Origin of the sequence: Blautia hydrogenotrophica DSM 10507 (assembly GCF_034356035.1) — a bacterium.
Lineage (GTDB): Bacteria > Bacillota > Clostridia > Lachnospirales > Lachnospiraceae > Blautia_A > Blautia_A hydrogenotrophica.
The window spans coordinates 801,664-815,420 of record NZ_CP136423.1 but is presented as its reverse complement, the minus strand read 5'-3'; the positions used below and the strand labels follow the sequence as shown (position 1 = coordinate 815,420).

General features: G+C 46.4%; 14 protein-coding genes. 1 reads left to right on the top strand and 13 read right to left on the bottom strand.

From position 1 onward, the window contains the following. Window positions 1–6 precede the first annotated feature (6 nt). The 12 genes from BLHYD_RS03940 to glpK all read right to left on the bottom strand — a co-directional run bounded on the left by BLHYD_RS03940 (window position 7) and on the right by glpK (window position 12,171). Window positions 7–711, bottom strand: a complete 705-nt coding sequence (locus BLHYD_RS03940) for an ABC transporter ATP-binding protein (protein ID WP_005949038.1) — start codon at window positions 709–711, stop codon at window positions 7–9. Continuing rightward, complete coding sequence (locus tag BLHYD_RS03935; protein ID WP_005949036.1) at window positions 698–1,492, bottom strand: ABC transporter ATP-binding protein; 795 nt, start codon at window positions 1,490–1,492, stop codon at window positions 698–700. The genes BLHYD_RS03940 and BLHYD_RS03935 overlap by 14 nt, the downstream gene beginning before the upstream one ends. A 1-nt stretch (window position 1,493) precedes the next feature. Next, complete coding sequence (locus tag BLHYD_RS03930; protein WP_055165737.1) at window positions 1,494–2,498, bottom strand: branched-chain amino acid ABC transporter permease; 1,005 nt, start codon at window positions 2,496–2,498, stop codon at window positions 1,494–1,496. 14 nt (window positions 2,499–2,512) lie between these two features. Next, a complete protein-coding gene (locus tag BLHYD_RS03925) occupies window positions 2,513–3,385 on the bottom strand; it encodes a branched-chain amino acid ABC transporter permease (RefSeq protein ID WP_040350637.1) in 873 nt (290 codons plus the stop codon). Window positions 3,386–3,496: 111 nt separating this feature from the next. Next, window positions 3,497–4,660 carry an ABC transporter substrate-binding protein gene (locus tag BLHYD_RS03920; protein ID WP_005948998.1) on the bottom strand — a complete coding sequence of 388 codons (1,164 nt, stop codon included), beginning with the start codon at window positions 4,658–4,660 and terminating at the stop codon, window positions 3,497–3,499. Window positions 4,661–4,847: 187 nt separating this feature from the next. Continuing rightward, window positions 4,848–6,017: an NAD(P)/FAD-dependent oxidoreductase gene (locus BLHYD_RS03915; RefSeq protein ID WP_005948996.1), complete on the bottom strand. Its 1,170-nt coding sequence runs from the start codon at window positions 6,015–6,017 to the stop codon at window positions 4,848–4,850. Beyond that, window positions 6,010–6,843, bottom strand: a complete 834-nt coding sequence (locus BLHYD_RS03910; protein WP_005948994.1) for a (2Fe-2S)-binding protein — start codon at window positions 6,841–6,843, stop codon at window positions 6,010–6,012. The genes BLHYD_RS03915 and BLHYD_RS03910 overlap by 8 nt, the downstream gene beginning before the upstream one ends. Further along, window positions 6,844–7,923: an NAD(P)/FAD-dependent oxidoreductase gene (locus BLHYD_RS03905; protein ID WP_005948991.1), complete on the bottom strand. Its 1,080-nt coding sequence runs from the start codon at window positions 7,921–7,923 to the stop codon at window positions 6,844–6,846. After that, entirely contained in the window at window positions 7,905–8,240 is a 336-nt protein-coding gene (locus tag BLHYD_RS03900) for a (2Fe-2S)-binding protein (RefSeq protein WP_005948989.1), read from the bottom strand. The genes BLHYD_RS03905 and BLHYD_RS03900 overlap by 19 nt, the downstream gene beginning before the upstream one ends. Before the next feature lie 20 nt (window positions 8,241–8,260). Further along, window positions 8,261–9,268, bottom strand: coding sequence for a proline racemase family protein (locus BLHYD_RS03895; RefSeq protein ID WP_005948987.1), 1,008 nt, complete (start codon window positions 9,266–9,268; stop codon window positions 8,261–8,263). Window positions 9,269–9,284: 16 nt separating this feature from the next. Next, window positions 9,285–10,451, bottom strand: a complete 1,167-nt coding sequence (locus BLHYD_RS03890; RefSeq protein ID WP_005948985.1) for an iron-containing alcohol dehydrogenase — start codon at window positions 10,449–10,451, stop codon at window positions 9,285–9,287. 223 nt (window positions 10,452–10,674) lie between these two features. Then, the gene (glpK, locus tag BLHYD_RS03885) at window positions 10,675–12,171 is read right to left on the bottom strand and encodes a glycerol kinase GlpK (RefSeq protein ID WP_260784492.1); all 1,497 of its coding nucleotides are present in this window, start codon (window positions 12,169–12,171) and stop codon (window positions 10,675–10,677) included. A 185-nt stretch (window positions 12,172–12,356) separates the two neighbouring features. On the opposite strand from glpK, the gene BLHYD_RS03880 reads away from it, so the two are divergent. After that, window positions 12,357–13,445, top strand: coding sequence for a pyridoxal-phosphate-dependent aminotransferase family protein (locus BLHYD_RS03880; RefSeq protein ID WP_021844517.1), 1,089 nt, complete (start codon window positions 12,357–12,359; stop codon window positions 13,443–13,445). A gap of 151 nt (window positions 13,446–13,596) precedes the next feature. Here the strand turns inward: BLHYD_RS03880 and BLHYD_RS03875 are convergent, their stop codons facing one another. Beyond that, window positions 13,597–13,752, bottom strand: coding sequence for a hypothetical protein (locus BLHYD_RS03875; RefSeq protein WP_005948975.1), 156 nt, complete (start codon window positions 13,750–13,752; stop codon window positions 13,597–13,599). Window positions 13,753–13,757 lie beyond the last annotated feature (5 nt).

Genomic DNA, 13,757 nt, shown 5'->3' with positions numbered 1-13,757 from the left:
CCTTTCTCAGAGTCCCAGATAAGCTTTCTTCACCTCTTCGTTTTCCAGCATCTCTTTTCCAGTTCCCTGTGTAATAATAGAACCCGTTTCCAGCACATACGCCCGATCGCAGATTCCCAGGCTCATCATTGCATTTTGTTCCACCAACAGTACCGGGATTCCTTCTTCTTTGATCTTCACAACGGTCTTTGCTACAACCTCCACATTCATAGGAGAAAGTCCCAACGATGGTTCATCCAACAATAAAATCTTAGGATTGGACATCAGCCCTCTTCCAATTGCCAGCATCTGCTGCTGTCCTCCACTCAGGGTTCCTCCCTGCTGCTTATAACGTTCTTTCAAAATCGGAAACATATCGTAAATTCGAGCTTCATTCTCCGCGAACCTGGCTTTATCCTTGCTGAGATAGGCCCCCATTTCCAGATTCTCCCGGACTGTCATCGTGGAAAAAATTCTTCTTCCCTCTGGAACCAGGCAGACCCCTTCTTTGACAATCTTATTTGTTTTCATCTGCGTCAATTCTTTTCCCTGAAAGGTAATGGAGCCAGAGTTTACACAGACCAATCCAACGATAGACTTTTGGGTGGTACTCTTCCCTGCCCCATTATTCCCAATCAACGCCACGATTTCATTCTCATTCACTTCGAGAGACACATTTTGTAAGGCGCGAATCTGTCCATAGGACACATTGATATTATCAATTTTTAACAAATCGGTCCCTCCTTCCCATGGCACTGCCCAGGTAAGCTTCTATAACCTTAGGATCTTGACGTACCGTCTGCGGAGAACCCTCACAAATCTTTTCCCCCTGAGCAAGTACATTGATTCTGTCACAGAGATTCATAATCACCTTCATATCGTGTTCGATAATCAACACAGTAATCTTTAATTTTTCCCGAATATCCGCCACTAAAATTTGAAGGGCGTCCTTCTCCACCTCATTCATACCAGCCGCTGGCTCATCCAGCAGCAAAACTTTAGGTTTCGCTGCTAACGCTCTGGCAATCTCAAGGCTTCTCTGCTCTCCATAGGGAAGGTTTCTGGCAAAAACATCTTTTTTCTCAATCAGATTTACAAATTCCAGCATTTGAAGGCTGTATTCTCGACTACGTCTCTCGTCTTCCTTTATCTTTGGCAGTCCCAGAATGATAGGCAGCCATTGGCTTTTCGACCAGTTATGACATCCTGCCAGCACATTTTCCAAAGCGCTGACATTGGAAAACAGTTTGATATTTTGAAAAGTTCTGGCCATCCCCATCTTCACGCGATTGTGAGTGGGAACTGTATTGATATTTTTTCCTAAAAATTCCACGTTTCCAGAGGTCGCCGGATAGACACCTGCGATAATATTAAACATCGTAGTTTTTCCCGCTCCATTCGGTCCGATCAAGCCAATGATCTCTCCCTCTCGAATCTCAAAACTAACGTCGTTCAATGCTTTTACACCGCCAAAAGCCTTGCACACATGTTCTGCTCTCAATATCACTGACATTTCACCGACCTCCTTGCTGTCCCTTTTTCGCTTTTTTTCGTTTTCTCGAAAGGGTATCCCAGATCGAGGTGCCACCTACCACATAGGAACCAATGATTCCCTGTGGTCTGAAAATCATACACAGTACCATGAGTAGACCAACAATAATCATGCGATAGACATCGAAGGTTCTCATCACCTCCGGTAAAAGCGTCAGTACAATTGCTCCCAGTACTGGGCCGATAGTCGTGCCCATCCCCCCTAAGATCACCATACAGAAAATGTTTACGGAAATCTGAAACGTATACTGGTCTGGGCTGATAAAGGTAATATAATGCGCATAGACACTGCCCATCAGGCCTGCGCAGAACGTTCCAATTCCAAAGGCCAGTATCTTATAATTTCTCACATTCACACCGATAGCCATGGCTGCCAGGTCATCCTCCCGAATCGCAATCAGTGCCCGGCCAACGCGAGATTTCACCAGCCTATAAATCACCAGCATCACCAACAACGTAATGGCTAAAGCTAGATAGAAAAACTGCACGCGTCCAAATTTAATTCCAAACAATGCCGGCTTCGGTATCGCAGTGATTCCCATCGCTCCATTTGTCAGCCATTGTTCATTCAGCTCAATCAAACGTACAATCTGTCCAAATCCCAGCGTTACGATCGCTAGATAATCTCCTCTTAAATTCAGCGAGGGAATCGCGATAATCATCCCGAAAATGCAGGCGACGACACCCGACAACAAAACCCCCACCCAGATTGGAAATCCAAGCTTTCCCACCAGAATCCCCGAAGTGTAGGCTCCAATCCCCCAAAACGCTGCGTGAGCCAGGGAAAACAACCCTGTATATCCTAAAATAATGTTCATAGAACAAGCCAGTCCCGCATAGATGGCGCACATCACCATCAAGTGAATGATATAATTCTGGTGTATCACCAAAGGACCAATTAGGGCAAAGGCCAGGAGAAAGATTCCGATGACTTTTTCTCTGTTCCAAGTTCTAAACTTTTCTCTCATCTTATTCTCCTCCTTTACACCTTACTCTTCTTAGCCATGATTCCAGTAGGTTTAATCAGCAGTACAAGAATCAGGACAATAAACGCAACTGCGTCCCGATATTGAGAAGAAATATAAGTAGCCCCTAAAGACTCTGCAATACCGATTAAAATACCTCCCACCATTGCTCCGGGTATATTTCCGATTCCGCCTAAAATCGCCGCGGCAAACGCTTTATTTCCTACAGACTGACTCATGGTAGGATAAATGGCGTCATATTGTGCTGCCACGAGAAATCCTCCAATAGCTGCAAGCCCTGAACCGATGGCAAAGGTCATGCTGATTACATGGTTTGTGTTGATTCCCATCAGTCTAGCAGCCTCGTTGTCCAAGGCGGTAGACCTCAGAGCTTTTCCCGATCTTGTCCTTCGCAGATACAAAGTCAGCCCGAGCATCATGACTATAGCTACCGCTAAGGTAATGATCTGCAAATTGCTAATTGTAATTCCACCAGGAAGATTAAGCTGTGTCACTGAGAAATCTAAATGAGAACGAATACTCTTCGTACCGGACCCCCAAATCAATTGGGCCAACACCTGTAAGATAATAGATACCCCCATCGCACTGGTCATAGCGGCCAACCTCGTAGAGCCTCTCAACGCTCTGTAGGCTAAAAACTCTATCAAAACACCCATAATCGCGCACATGGTCACGGAACACAAAATCGCTATCGGAAGCGGCAAATTTGAGCCCAGTAAAATCAATGAAAAATATGCTCCGAACATCATTACATCTGCATGGGCAAAATTTACAAAGAATAGGACGCCGTATACCATACTGTATCCCAATGCAATCAGAGCAAATACGGACCCCAAAGTAATACCGTTTACTAGATTTTGAATAAACAAATTTCCATCCCCCTTTCCTTATTGTTCTGTACTAGAGGCCCCAGTCAGGATAACTTTTTATCCTGACTGAATAGCCCTCCCATCCCTATTCACTGGCTTCGCAGTCTGCTCCTATTCTTCTAAAAGTACAAATTCTCCCTCTTCCACGATACAGCGTTTCAAAGGAATATTGACATCTCCATTTTCATCAAACGTACAGTCTCCTGTCACTCCTTGATAAGACATCGTCGCCATGTAATCCCTGATAGCTTTGCGGTCCGTTCCCGCATTCTCAATCGCTTCGATGACAATCTTTCCACAGTCGTATCCCTCTGCCTGGAAAATAGAAGGCATCTCGCCGTCATATTTTTCCTGATATTTTTTGATAAAATTCTGCACATTTTCACTTTGGTCTGATGTGATAAAAGAGGTCAAAACCGTGGTTCCGTCTGCCGCCTCGCCACCTACTTCGATGAAAGCATCTGTAAACAGCCCGTCCGTCGCATATCTTGGTAAATCAAGTCCTGCATCTTTCATCTGTTTCATAACCAAACCGGACTCGTTGTAATCTACGCCCATTAAAATCGCATCTGCCCCAGATTCTCTAATCTTAGAGATAATAGAACTAAAGTCTGTCTGCTCTCCTGTCAAAATCGACTCCGTACACACAATCTCACAGCCTGCCTCTTCTATGGCAATCTGAGATTGCTCCAATACTCCTGCCCCGTAATCATTATTCTCATACAAAATAGCAAATTTCGTGTGCCCGTCCGAGATTGCACCTTTCGCCATTGTCTGAGCTAAAACCACATCAGAATTTTTGATTCTGAAAATATATTCTCCTGCATTCGTCACTTCTGGTGAGGAGGAGTCTGGTGATAGAGCTACTACTCCCGCTTCCTCGTAGATAGGGGCCGCTGCAAGGGTACAGGAGCTCTTCAGACTTCCTATGATAGCTACAATCTTCTCATCCGCACTCATCATATTTGCCACACTGGCAGCCTGATTAGGCTCCGCCTGGTCATCCTGGGCATCAATGACTACTTCTTTTCCATCAATTCCCCCAGCCTCATTGCACTCATCCACAGCCATCTGAATCCCTTCCAATATCATTTCTCCGTTCAAAGCCACAGAGCCTGTCATAGGAAGGCTCGCACCGATGGTGATCGTATCACTGCCGCCTGCAGATGCCTTCTCTCCCCCATCGGAAGAACTCTCAGTCTCTCCCCCACATGCCATCATACTTACTAAAACAGCCGAGACCAACAGTACACTTAACATTTTCTTTAACTTCATCTGGTTTCCTCCTCATTTTCTTCTTCCCGGAAATACAATCCCACGAACAGTAAATTTGTGAGATTCCTGCTTTATGTGTTACATATTGTCAACGGGCCTTACACTGCCGGCTGCGAAAGACCCAATTTCCAATCTTAGTTTTTGCTTTTTTATCTATATCTCATCTCTATATAATCTCTGAATAGTCCTAAAATCTACTCAGTCTCAAAGGTTCCATATCAAACTCCGTGACTTCTCCCGACAGCAGTTGGGTCATCAAAACACCTGTAATTGCTGAGAGTCCAACCCCATCCCCCTCGTGTCCGGTAGCCACATAATAACCGTCAACCACTGTATCTGAAATAATCGGCATATGATCCGGTGTATACGCACGAATTCCCGCATAACTACGAATCACTTTCACATCAGCCATAGCCGGAAAGAATCGGATTCCTCTGAGTGCAATCGCTTTCATCACTTCTATATCTACTTTTACATCATCCATATCTGTGAAGTAGCGGCTGCTGCCCAGGAGAAAATTGTTTCCTCCGGTCGGTTCATAGACCAGAGCAACCCCATACTTCTCCATCAGAGACGTCACAGGGCGTACATAGTCAGAACTTTGGAATTTCGCCATCATATAACCGAATTCCATGACTTTTTGCTTCGCCAGCTGGACGGTCGGCTCCGACACCAAAATCTGTCCCTGCCTAGGCTTTACAGGAATCTCAATCCCTGACATCGCCCCTACCCTTGCCGACTGAATTCCTGCGCAGTTCACCACCCGTTCTGTCCAAATTTCATAGTCAGGTGTGGACAATACAAAGCCTTTTCCGCTTTTCTTCACCATCGTCACGGGCTGATGAAGCAGAAGTTCTCCCCTGTATTTTTTCAGTCCCTCCGCCAATCCGTAACACAGCCCCATCGGATACAGACAACCATCACCATCAAACCACATGCCCCCAGCCAAATCCCTGGCCAGATAGGGCTCTCTCTGGGCCAATTCGTTTGGGTCCATCATATGGACCCCAGTAATGCCGTTTGCCTTAAAATCCTCGCACAGCTTTTGGCCCATTTCCATCTCTTGCTCATTTTCCATAACCAACATGCTGCCCCGTCGTTCCCACTGGAAGTCATAATCCAACTCGTCACTCAATTCATCCAGAAGCTCCTGGCTTCTCGCCGTCAGACTCGTATCATAACCAGGCATTTTATCACTGACCAAAACATTTCCATCACAGCGGCTGGAAGTAAACTGTGCGCTGTCTCCAGCGTCAATCAAAGCCACCTGAAAACCTGCCTTTGCCGCATAATAGGCAACCGCAGACCCGATCACCCCTGCTCCGATCACGGCTACCTCGGTCTGTCTCTTACTCATCTTTTGTTCCCCCTCTCGCAAGCTCGCCGAATGTAACCGGACGAACCGGCGGTCTGCTGGTAGCTGGTGAAATTTCCTCAGACATTCTACCTGTCTCCTCTGCCAAAATCTTCATTGTCAGCTTTGAGCAGGTTCTGCCCTGGCAAAGACCCATTCCACTTCTTACGCGTCTCTTCACCTCAGTGACTGTCCTCGCCCCATGCTCCCGGATTGCTCTTCGAATCTCGCCGGCAGTGACTTCCTCACATCTGCAAACAATCATCTCATCCGGTATCTTGTCATTTCCCTTCGCATTCTCCCAGGGATCTTTCACCTCTGCCACACCTTCCCTTTGCATGGTTCTCACCTGGTCCGCATGTACTTTCGGAATCGCAATGGTGATTACTGCTGTGTGATCGTTTTTTTTCTTATTTACAATTCTCACGACTCGTCCGGTACACACAAATTCTCCCGCCCGGTTCAGCGCCTGTATCTCATCCCCTACAACGGGCTGAGGCAAATATTCAAACGGAAACGTCACCGTCGCCTCCTGCTCACTGTATGTCTTGTCTACCACAAAAATCGCGAGACCTGGACATAATGCCACACAGTTTCCACATCCCACGCACAAATCCAGATCAATTCTCGGTGTGTTGGTGATCGGAGACCCCACATGAATCGCGTGCACAGGACAGGATTTCTCGCAGGGATTGCAGGGAATCTGCTGCACACACTCTGAAATTGCCACCGGCCCTCTACGAAATCGTTCTTCACTCGGCCAGTTGTTTGCCTCTTTGATCTCAAGAATAGACGGATAGCCGTCATATAAAATTCCTCGATTTTCCACTCAGCACCCTCCCCCCATAATTCTATCCTTCGCATTCCTTCTTTTATCTCCAAACGGCCCCATACGCAGCGCCATAAGTCGTTGGCGCGTCTCTTCCTGCCTGTCTGCACTTTCCTTAGTCGTCAGATAGCCAAGACTCTCAGCAATGGAAATTCCTGCTAATCTGCCCTCATCCATTGCTGTGCTAGCCTCCTCCACTCCAGCAGTATCACCTGCCACATAGATACCTTTCACGCTGGTCTGCATATTCTCTGAATGTTGCGGCATCCATCCACCCAATTCCGGCACAAAAATATGTTTCACGCCAGCCATCCAGGCCAGCTCAGAAGTAGGTCTAAGTCCAGCAGCAATGCAGACCACATCCACATCAAAGGCTTTCTCGGTTCCTGGTATGGGAGTCCACTGATCTAATTGGGCTATGACTGCTCTTTTCACCTGACTTTCCCCTTCTGCTCGGATAATCGTATGATTCAGATAAAATGGCACTCCCGCCCTCCTCACTTTTGCCGCATGAACCCCATATGCGCCTATTTTGGGGGCCGCCTCCACGATTCCAACCACGTTTGCACCTGCCTGAAGCAACTGGTAAGTAACGATGACCCCCACATTTCCTGAGCCCACCATCAGCACATTTTTTCCGGGAAGAACATGATTTACATTTACCATCGTCTGAGCCGCCCCAGCTCCCATAACACCGGGCAGCGTCCAACCTGGAAAATTCAAGGCATTCTCAGCTCCGCCAGTACAAATTAAAATTGCCTCAGCCTCCACCGTCACAGTCTCCCCGTTCCTGAGAACTGCCACCCGTCTTTCCTCGAAAATTCCGATGGCAGCACTGTTCAGCCACACTTCCACGCCTAAGGTCTCTGTCTCTTCTAGGAGCTTCTTGCCGATATCCACACCCCTGATACCTGCGTTATGCACTCTGGAACCAAAAAATTTATGTATCTGTTTAAAAAGCTGTCCTCCAGGCTGCCTATTCTCATCAATCAAAAGCACTTGTGCTCCTGTCTCGGCAAGTTCAATAGCGGCAGATAAACCAGCCGGCCCTCCACCGATGATTACGACTTCTCTTCGCATCCGCATTCACCTCTTTTTCTGCCGCAGCCCTCCTGCGTCTCTATGACCATTCCATCTTCCACAGGGGTAATACAAGTCCTTACGTTTGGCTTGCCATTCACAATCATCACACAATCTGTACACTGACCAATTCCACAGTAAATTCCCCTGGGTTCATGGGCCTTTGTGGTATATCTGTGAACCTTAATTCCATGCGCCATCAAAGCCGCCGCAATCATCTCTCCACGCACCGCAGACAATTCCATCCCATCTACTGTGATTTTCACTTTATCCTTCCAATCTATCGTCCCCAAAATAGGATGTTTTTTCACTCTCATCTCTCATTCTCCGTTCTCTTTTAAGACAACTGGAATCCTATCGGAAATGGGTCATCAGGATCTAAAAAGAAGGTGCTCATTCCCATCATATAAGCGCTTCCAGTCACTTCCGGTATCACCGCCGGTATACCGGCCACCTCTGTCTCCTTCACTGCTTTACATCGAAACAGACTTCCGATAAAACTCTCATGTACAAAACTTTCGCCAACTCTTAGTTTTCCCTCCGCCACAAGCTGAGCACATCTGGCCGAAGTACCGGTCCCACACGGTGAACGATCAATATCCCCCGGCGGAAAAACTACCGCATCTTTGTTGTAGACACCTGGGGTATCCGATGGACCTATAAATTCAATATGAGTTGTCTCATTGATAAATGGTTTCTCCGGATGTACCACTGGAAGCTGTTCATTGATGTATGTTTTCAGCAGATTACCAGCGTCGATCAAGCTTCGGTAATTCTCTCTCTTTAAATCCAGTCCCACCGCCTGTACGTCGACAATCGCATAAAAATTTCCGCCGTATCCGATGTCCACAGTAACCTTCCCGTATTCTTTTGTGTCCACAGTTTCCTGACTCCTGAGCATGAAAGCCGGCGCATTCACAAAACTCACCGTTTCCGCCTTTTGTCCGCTCACTTTTATCTTCAGAGTCACAACGCCTGCCGCTGTGTCCAGCTTCAGCTCTGTATAAGGCTCGGCAACTTTCACCATTCCGCATTCCACCAGAGCAGTTCCCACTCCAATGGTGTCGTGCCCGCACATAGGCATCCATCCGCCTACTTCCATGTACAAAACCCCCACATCCGTCCCCGGGGTACAAGGTTCTGTCAAAATGGCCCCCGACATCACATTGCTGCCTCTAGGCTCACACATCAAAAGCGTCCTCACCCAATCGTATTTTTCCTTTGCATACAGCAATTTTTCTTCCATCGTTTTCCCCGGAATCGGCGGCAGCCCCGACACTACGGTCCTGGTGGGCTGTCCTGCCGTATGGGTATCCACAGTTCGAAATACATGTTTTGCTCTCATATGTCTCCCTCTTTTTTTACTCTTCCTTGTTTACCGCTCTCGCCAAAGATCTCTCAATAATTCCGACGCAGTCTTCCAGCGGCATCGGATGGATATCGCTGTCATGTAGAACCTGTGTCACCTCGTAAGAGTTCCTCGCATATTCCTCTGCACGCTCCGGTGTAATTCCCCACTGTGTATAGTCAATACGTGCCAGCCCTACCTGTTCCAGGAGATCTTCCAAAAATTCCACAAAGCTTTCCGGCGTCTTAGGGTATCCCACCGCCTCAGCCATATCTGCAAGCAGCTGTGGCACATACCTCGCGTAGTATTTGAAACATTCTACACAGACTAGGCACAGCGCCATCCCATGAGGCGTAGAAGTATGCATAGCGCCCAGAGAATGGCCTATCGCATGTTCTGACGTGGATGCGGACGTAGACTCTACAATTCCTGCATAAAGGTTTGCCAGACACATCCCTTCCCGTGCCTCTAAATCAGAGCCATCCTTTACCGCCCTAGGAAGATATCGGGCTACCAGCTTAATACTCTCTAACGCATACAAATTACTGATAGGTGTTGCACAGTTGGCAATATAGCCTTCGGCAGAATGAAACAGCACATCCATTCCCTGACATGCTGTCAAAGCTGCCGGTACTGTCATCTGAAGAGTAGGGTCGATGATTGAGATTGCAGGGTAGACAGCCTCGCTACTCAAATCTATTTTTTCACAGGTCTCTTCTTTCGTAATCACAGCGAATGGATTCACCTCCGTACCTGTCCCAGATGTGGTGGAAATAGCTACCACCGGCAATGCTCTCTTAACCGGCTTTAATTTCCCAGTCATTCCCCCCATATATTCCCATACATCTCCACCATTCGCCATCACCACTGCGGCTGCCTTCGCGGTATCTACACTAGAGCCCCCTCCTAAGCCGATCAGAAAGTCTACTCCATTTTCCTGGGCCAAAGCTACCGCCTTCATTACTCCCGTACTGTTCGGATTCGGCTGCACTTGATCAAAAATCACAGTGGACACCCCATTTTGTTCCAACAATTCTACAATTTTTCCCGCATACTGCCTCACCCCCTCTGTCATACAGATCATCGCTTTTTTCCCTGGTAAATCCATAGTCGCAAGTTTTTCAAGACTCCCATTTCCAAAATATACTTTTGTCGGAACATAGTACTGAAAATCGCTCATTTTCCAATCTCCTTTCCATTTTTATCCAGTTTTCATATTATATGTTATCACATATCTGATATGTTGTGTTGTAATCAAAATACTATATACTTCTTATATTTGTCAAGACAATTAAGTTTTATTTTCATATGTTTACTATAAATATTAATATTTTCTGTAATATGTGCCAAAAAATATTCTACTATTTTATCTATTTTTTCCAGATACCTCTCACTTTTTCTCACTAACTACGCTCCCATCCTTTTGCTCTGTCCACTGCCTGTTTCCACCTTCCCAAGAGAGCCTCTCTGTTTTGCCGACTCATCTGAGGTTCGTATCTCCTATACCGCTTCCATCTCTTTTCAATTTCTTCTCTTCTGGTGAAAGTCCCAAGTCCCACTGCCGCCATATAAGCCGCTCCAAGTGCAGTTGTCTCCCTAATTACTGGAACATCTACGGCGATGTCTAAGATATCCGCCTGAAACTGCATGAAAAAGCTATTGCCACTCATCCCGCCATCAGCTCTTATCACCTGAATTTCTCTCTGTAAGTCCTGCCTCATCACCTGAATATTCTCGGAGACTTGATAGGCAATACTTTCCAACGCTGCTCTCACAATATGCTCCTTTTGAGTTCCTCCGGTAAGTCCGACTAAGGTTCCTCTGGCATACTGATCCCAGTGAGGCGCTCCCAAACCTGAAAAAGCCGGCACAAAAAATACTCCCCCCGTATCAGCCACGCTTTTAGCCATCTGCTCTGTCTCTTCCGGCTGTTCAAATAAACGCAGTTCATCCTGCAACCAAGAAATAGCTGTTCCCGCAGTGTATACACCACCATCCAGAGCATAGGTCGTCCTATAATCCGGAAGTTTCCACGCAACGGTAGGCAATAAACCTCCTTTCGAAAATACTCTCTTGTCTCCCGTATTCATCAACAAAAAGCATCCCGTTCCATAAGTGGCTTTCACATCTCCTGGTTGAAAACAGCATTGACCAAACAAAGCTGCCTGCTGGTCTACCAAAATTGCTCCTACTGGAATTCGTTCTCCCAAAAAACAGTCTGGATCTGTATATGCATATACCCCGGCACTCGGTATAAGCTCCGGCAGGATTCCTCTTGGAATACCCAGCAAATTCAGCATTCCTTCATCCCATTGTTCTGTCTCTAAATTCAGCAGCATAGTTCTAGATGCTGTAGAAAGGTCGGTAACATGGTGTCTTCTCCCTGTCATATTCCAGATTAGCCAGCTGTCCATCGTCCCCGCCAGGACTCTGCCGCTTCTCAATCTTTCAGCCATTCCCGGCACCTGCTCTAATATCCATTGTATCTTCGTCCCGCTAAAATAGGCATCTGCCTTCAACCCTGTCGTATTCTCTATGTAGTCTCCATAGTTTTTTCTTAGCTCATCTGCCTGTCTTGAAGTCCTCCTATCCTGCCAAAGTATTGCCGGATAAACCGGTTCACCTGTGATACGGTCCCAGACAACCACCGACTCTCCCTGATGATCTAATCCAATTCCTCTGATCTCGCCGGGTCTTATTCCTGCCTTTCTCACTGCCTCCTGCACGCTTTGTTTTGCATCCTTCCACAGCTCAACTGCATCTTGTTCTACCCAGCCTGGCTTGGGATAATACTGACGATGTCTCCGGTACCCCTTTGCAACAACCTTCCAGGACTTATCCAGCAAAAGAGCCATAGTCCCCGTCGTCCCCTGATCGATTCCAAGATAATATTCCGCCATCGCTTTCCTCCTAAAATTTTCGCCTTACCGCATAGCAGATATCAGATAACTTATTCAAATTATACTCAATTATATGACGAATTCCTAGAGGTGAGTTCCGATTTGTTCTATAATCTCCTTCTATTTTTCGATAATATCAGGTTATCAGATATATGATAATTAAATTCATTTTAGGAGGGAATGTGATGAAAAAGCAAAAATTATTCAGCCCGGGACCTGTCATGGTGGAAGACAATGTACGAAAAGCTCTGCTGCATCCCGATATATGCCACAGAAGCTCTGAATTTGAAGAACTATTCCAAAAGCTTCAAAAAAAGATCTGCACACTCTTCGGTGCAGACGACAGCTATTATTCTCTCGTGATCTCTGGTTCAGGCACTGCTGCCAATGAAACCGTATTATCTTCTCTTTTCGCTTCTTCCCACGACAAGGTCCTTTTAATCAGTAACGGCGTCTTTGGGGAACGCTTAGAGGAAATTATCCAGAAATATCAAATTCCTATGCTGAAAATTGATACTCCATGGGCAACGCCACCAGATCTGAAAGATGTGGAACAAGTTTTGCGAGAAAATCCTGATATTAAAGTAATCGCAATGGTATTCCACGAGACTTCCACCGGAATGATTAATCCTGTCCATGAAGTGGGGGAGCTTTCACAAAAATATGGAAAAATTTTCTTCGTAGATTCTGTCTCCGCAGCAGCCGGACAGAACATTGACGTAGCAGAAAACCACATTGACATTACCACTTCTGTGGGCGGAAAATGTCTCGGCGCCTTCCCTGGCTCCGCCTACATCTGTGCCAAAGAAAGCATATTGCAGTCTTTGAGTCCGGACCAATGTAAGAATGTATACCTAAACCTCTACAAACACTACAGCGCCGCCAAAGAAAACAGTCAAACCCCAAACACACCAAACGTAACTCTGTTTTGGGCCTTGGATGCTGCTCTTGACAATATTTTGAATGAAGGAGTAGAAAACCGCGTTCAGCGTTACGCGAAAAATGCTGAAATCTTAAGAAACGGACTCAAAGAATTGGGATTAGAACTCTTAATTCAGGAGCATTTATCCAACACTGTGACTTCCGTTTTTCTCCCTAAACATTTAGACTTACACAAATTCCTCTCGCAAATGGAAATGGATGGCTACACGTTATATCCAGGAAAAGGCAAATATCTAGAGATGGGAATGTTCCAGGTTGCAAACATGGGGGCAATCTCTGAAGAAGATTGTTATGAATTTCTAGATTGTCTCAAAAGAAATCTCCTCTCCTGAGAACTCCTCCCCCTCTCGATACCGTAGTCAACTCACTAGGAACGTAGTTCCTTAAAATCATCCCCTGTGGGGGGGACGGAATGTAACGGTCTCAAACGCGAAAAAGCAGCCTGCTTTCACAGACTGCTTTTCGCAGTATCCATTATTCAGTTCAAAATTCACTTGGAGAATAGCGAACTGTCACCACAATCACCATTTTCTTTGCTTCATCAATCCGAAAAACGGCGGTGTAGTTCTCCACAAAGAGATGCCGGTATCCCCGGTTAGCATAACCCCCTCGTTTCCGTTCCGGGCAGCGGTAGGGCATCGTCG

Bases quoted from the DNA above. Each gene is read 5' to 3' on its own strand.
- glpK (WP_260784492.1), bottom strand. From the start codon at position 12,171: ATGGCGGAATATTATCTTGGAATCGATCAGGGGACGACGGGGACTATG.
- BLHYD_RS03880 (WP_021844517.1), top strand. From the start codon at position 12,357: ATGAAAAAGCAAAAATTATTCAGCCCGGGACCTGTCATGGTGGAAGAC.
- BLHYD_RS03935 (WP_005949036.1), bottom strand. From the start codon at position 1,492: ATGTCAGTGATATTGAGAGCAGAACATGTGTGCAAGGCTTTTGGCGGT.
- BLHYD_RS03875 (WP_005948975.1), bottom strand. From the start codon at position 13,752: ATGCCCTACCGCTGCCCGGAACGGAAACGAGGGGGTTATGCTAACCGG.
- BLHYD_RS03900 (WP_005948989.1), bottom strand. From the start codon at position 8,240: ATGAGAGTGAAAAAACATCCTATTTTGGGGACGATAGATTGGAAGGAT.
- BLHYD_RS03920 (WP_005948998.1), bottom strand. From the start codon at position 4,660: ATGAAGTTAAAGAAAATGTTAAGTGTACTGTTGGTCTCGGCTGTTTTA.
- BLHYD_RS03895 (WP_005948987.1), bottom strand. From the start codon at position 9,268: ATGAGAGCAAAACATGTATTTCGAACTGTGGATACCCATACGGCAGGA.
- BLHYD_RS03915 (WP_005948996.1), bottom strand. From the start codon at position 6,017: ATGAGTAAGAGACAGACCGAGGTAGCCGTGATCGGAGCAGGGGTGATC.
- BLHYD_RS03930 (WP_055165737.1), bottom strand. From the start codon at position 2,498: ATGAGAGAAAAGTTTAGAACTTGGAACAGAGAAAAAGTCATCGGAATC.
- BLHYD_RS03890 (WP_005948985.1), bottom strand. From the start codon at position 10,451: ATGAGCGATTTTCAGTACTATGTTCCGACAAAAGTATATTTTGGAAAT.
- BLHYD_RS03905 (WP_005948991.1), bottom strand. From the start codon at position 7,923: ATGCGAAGAGAAGTCGTAATCATCGGTGGAGGGCCGGCTGGTTTATCT.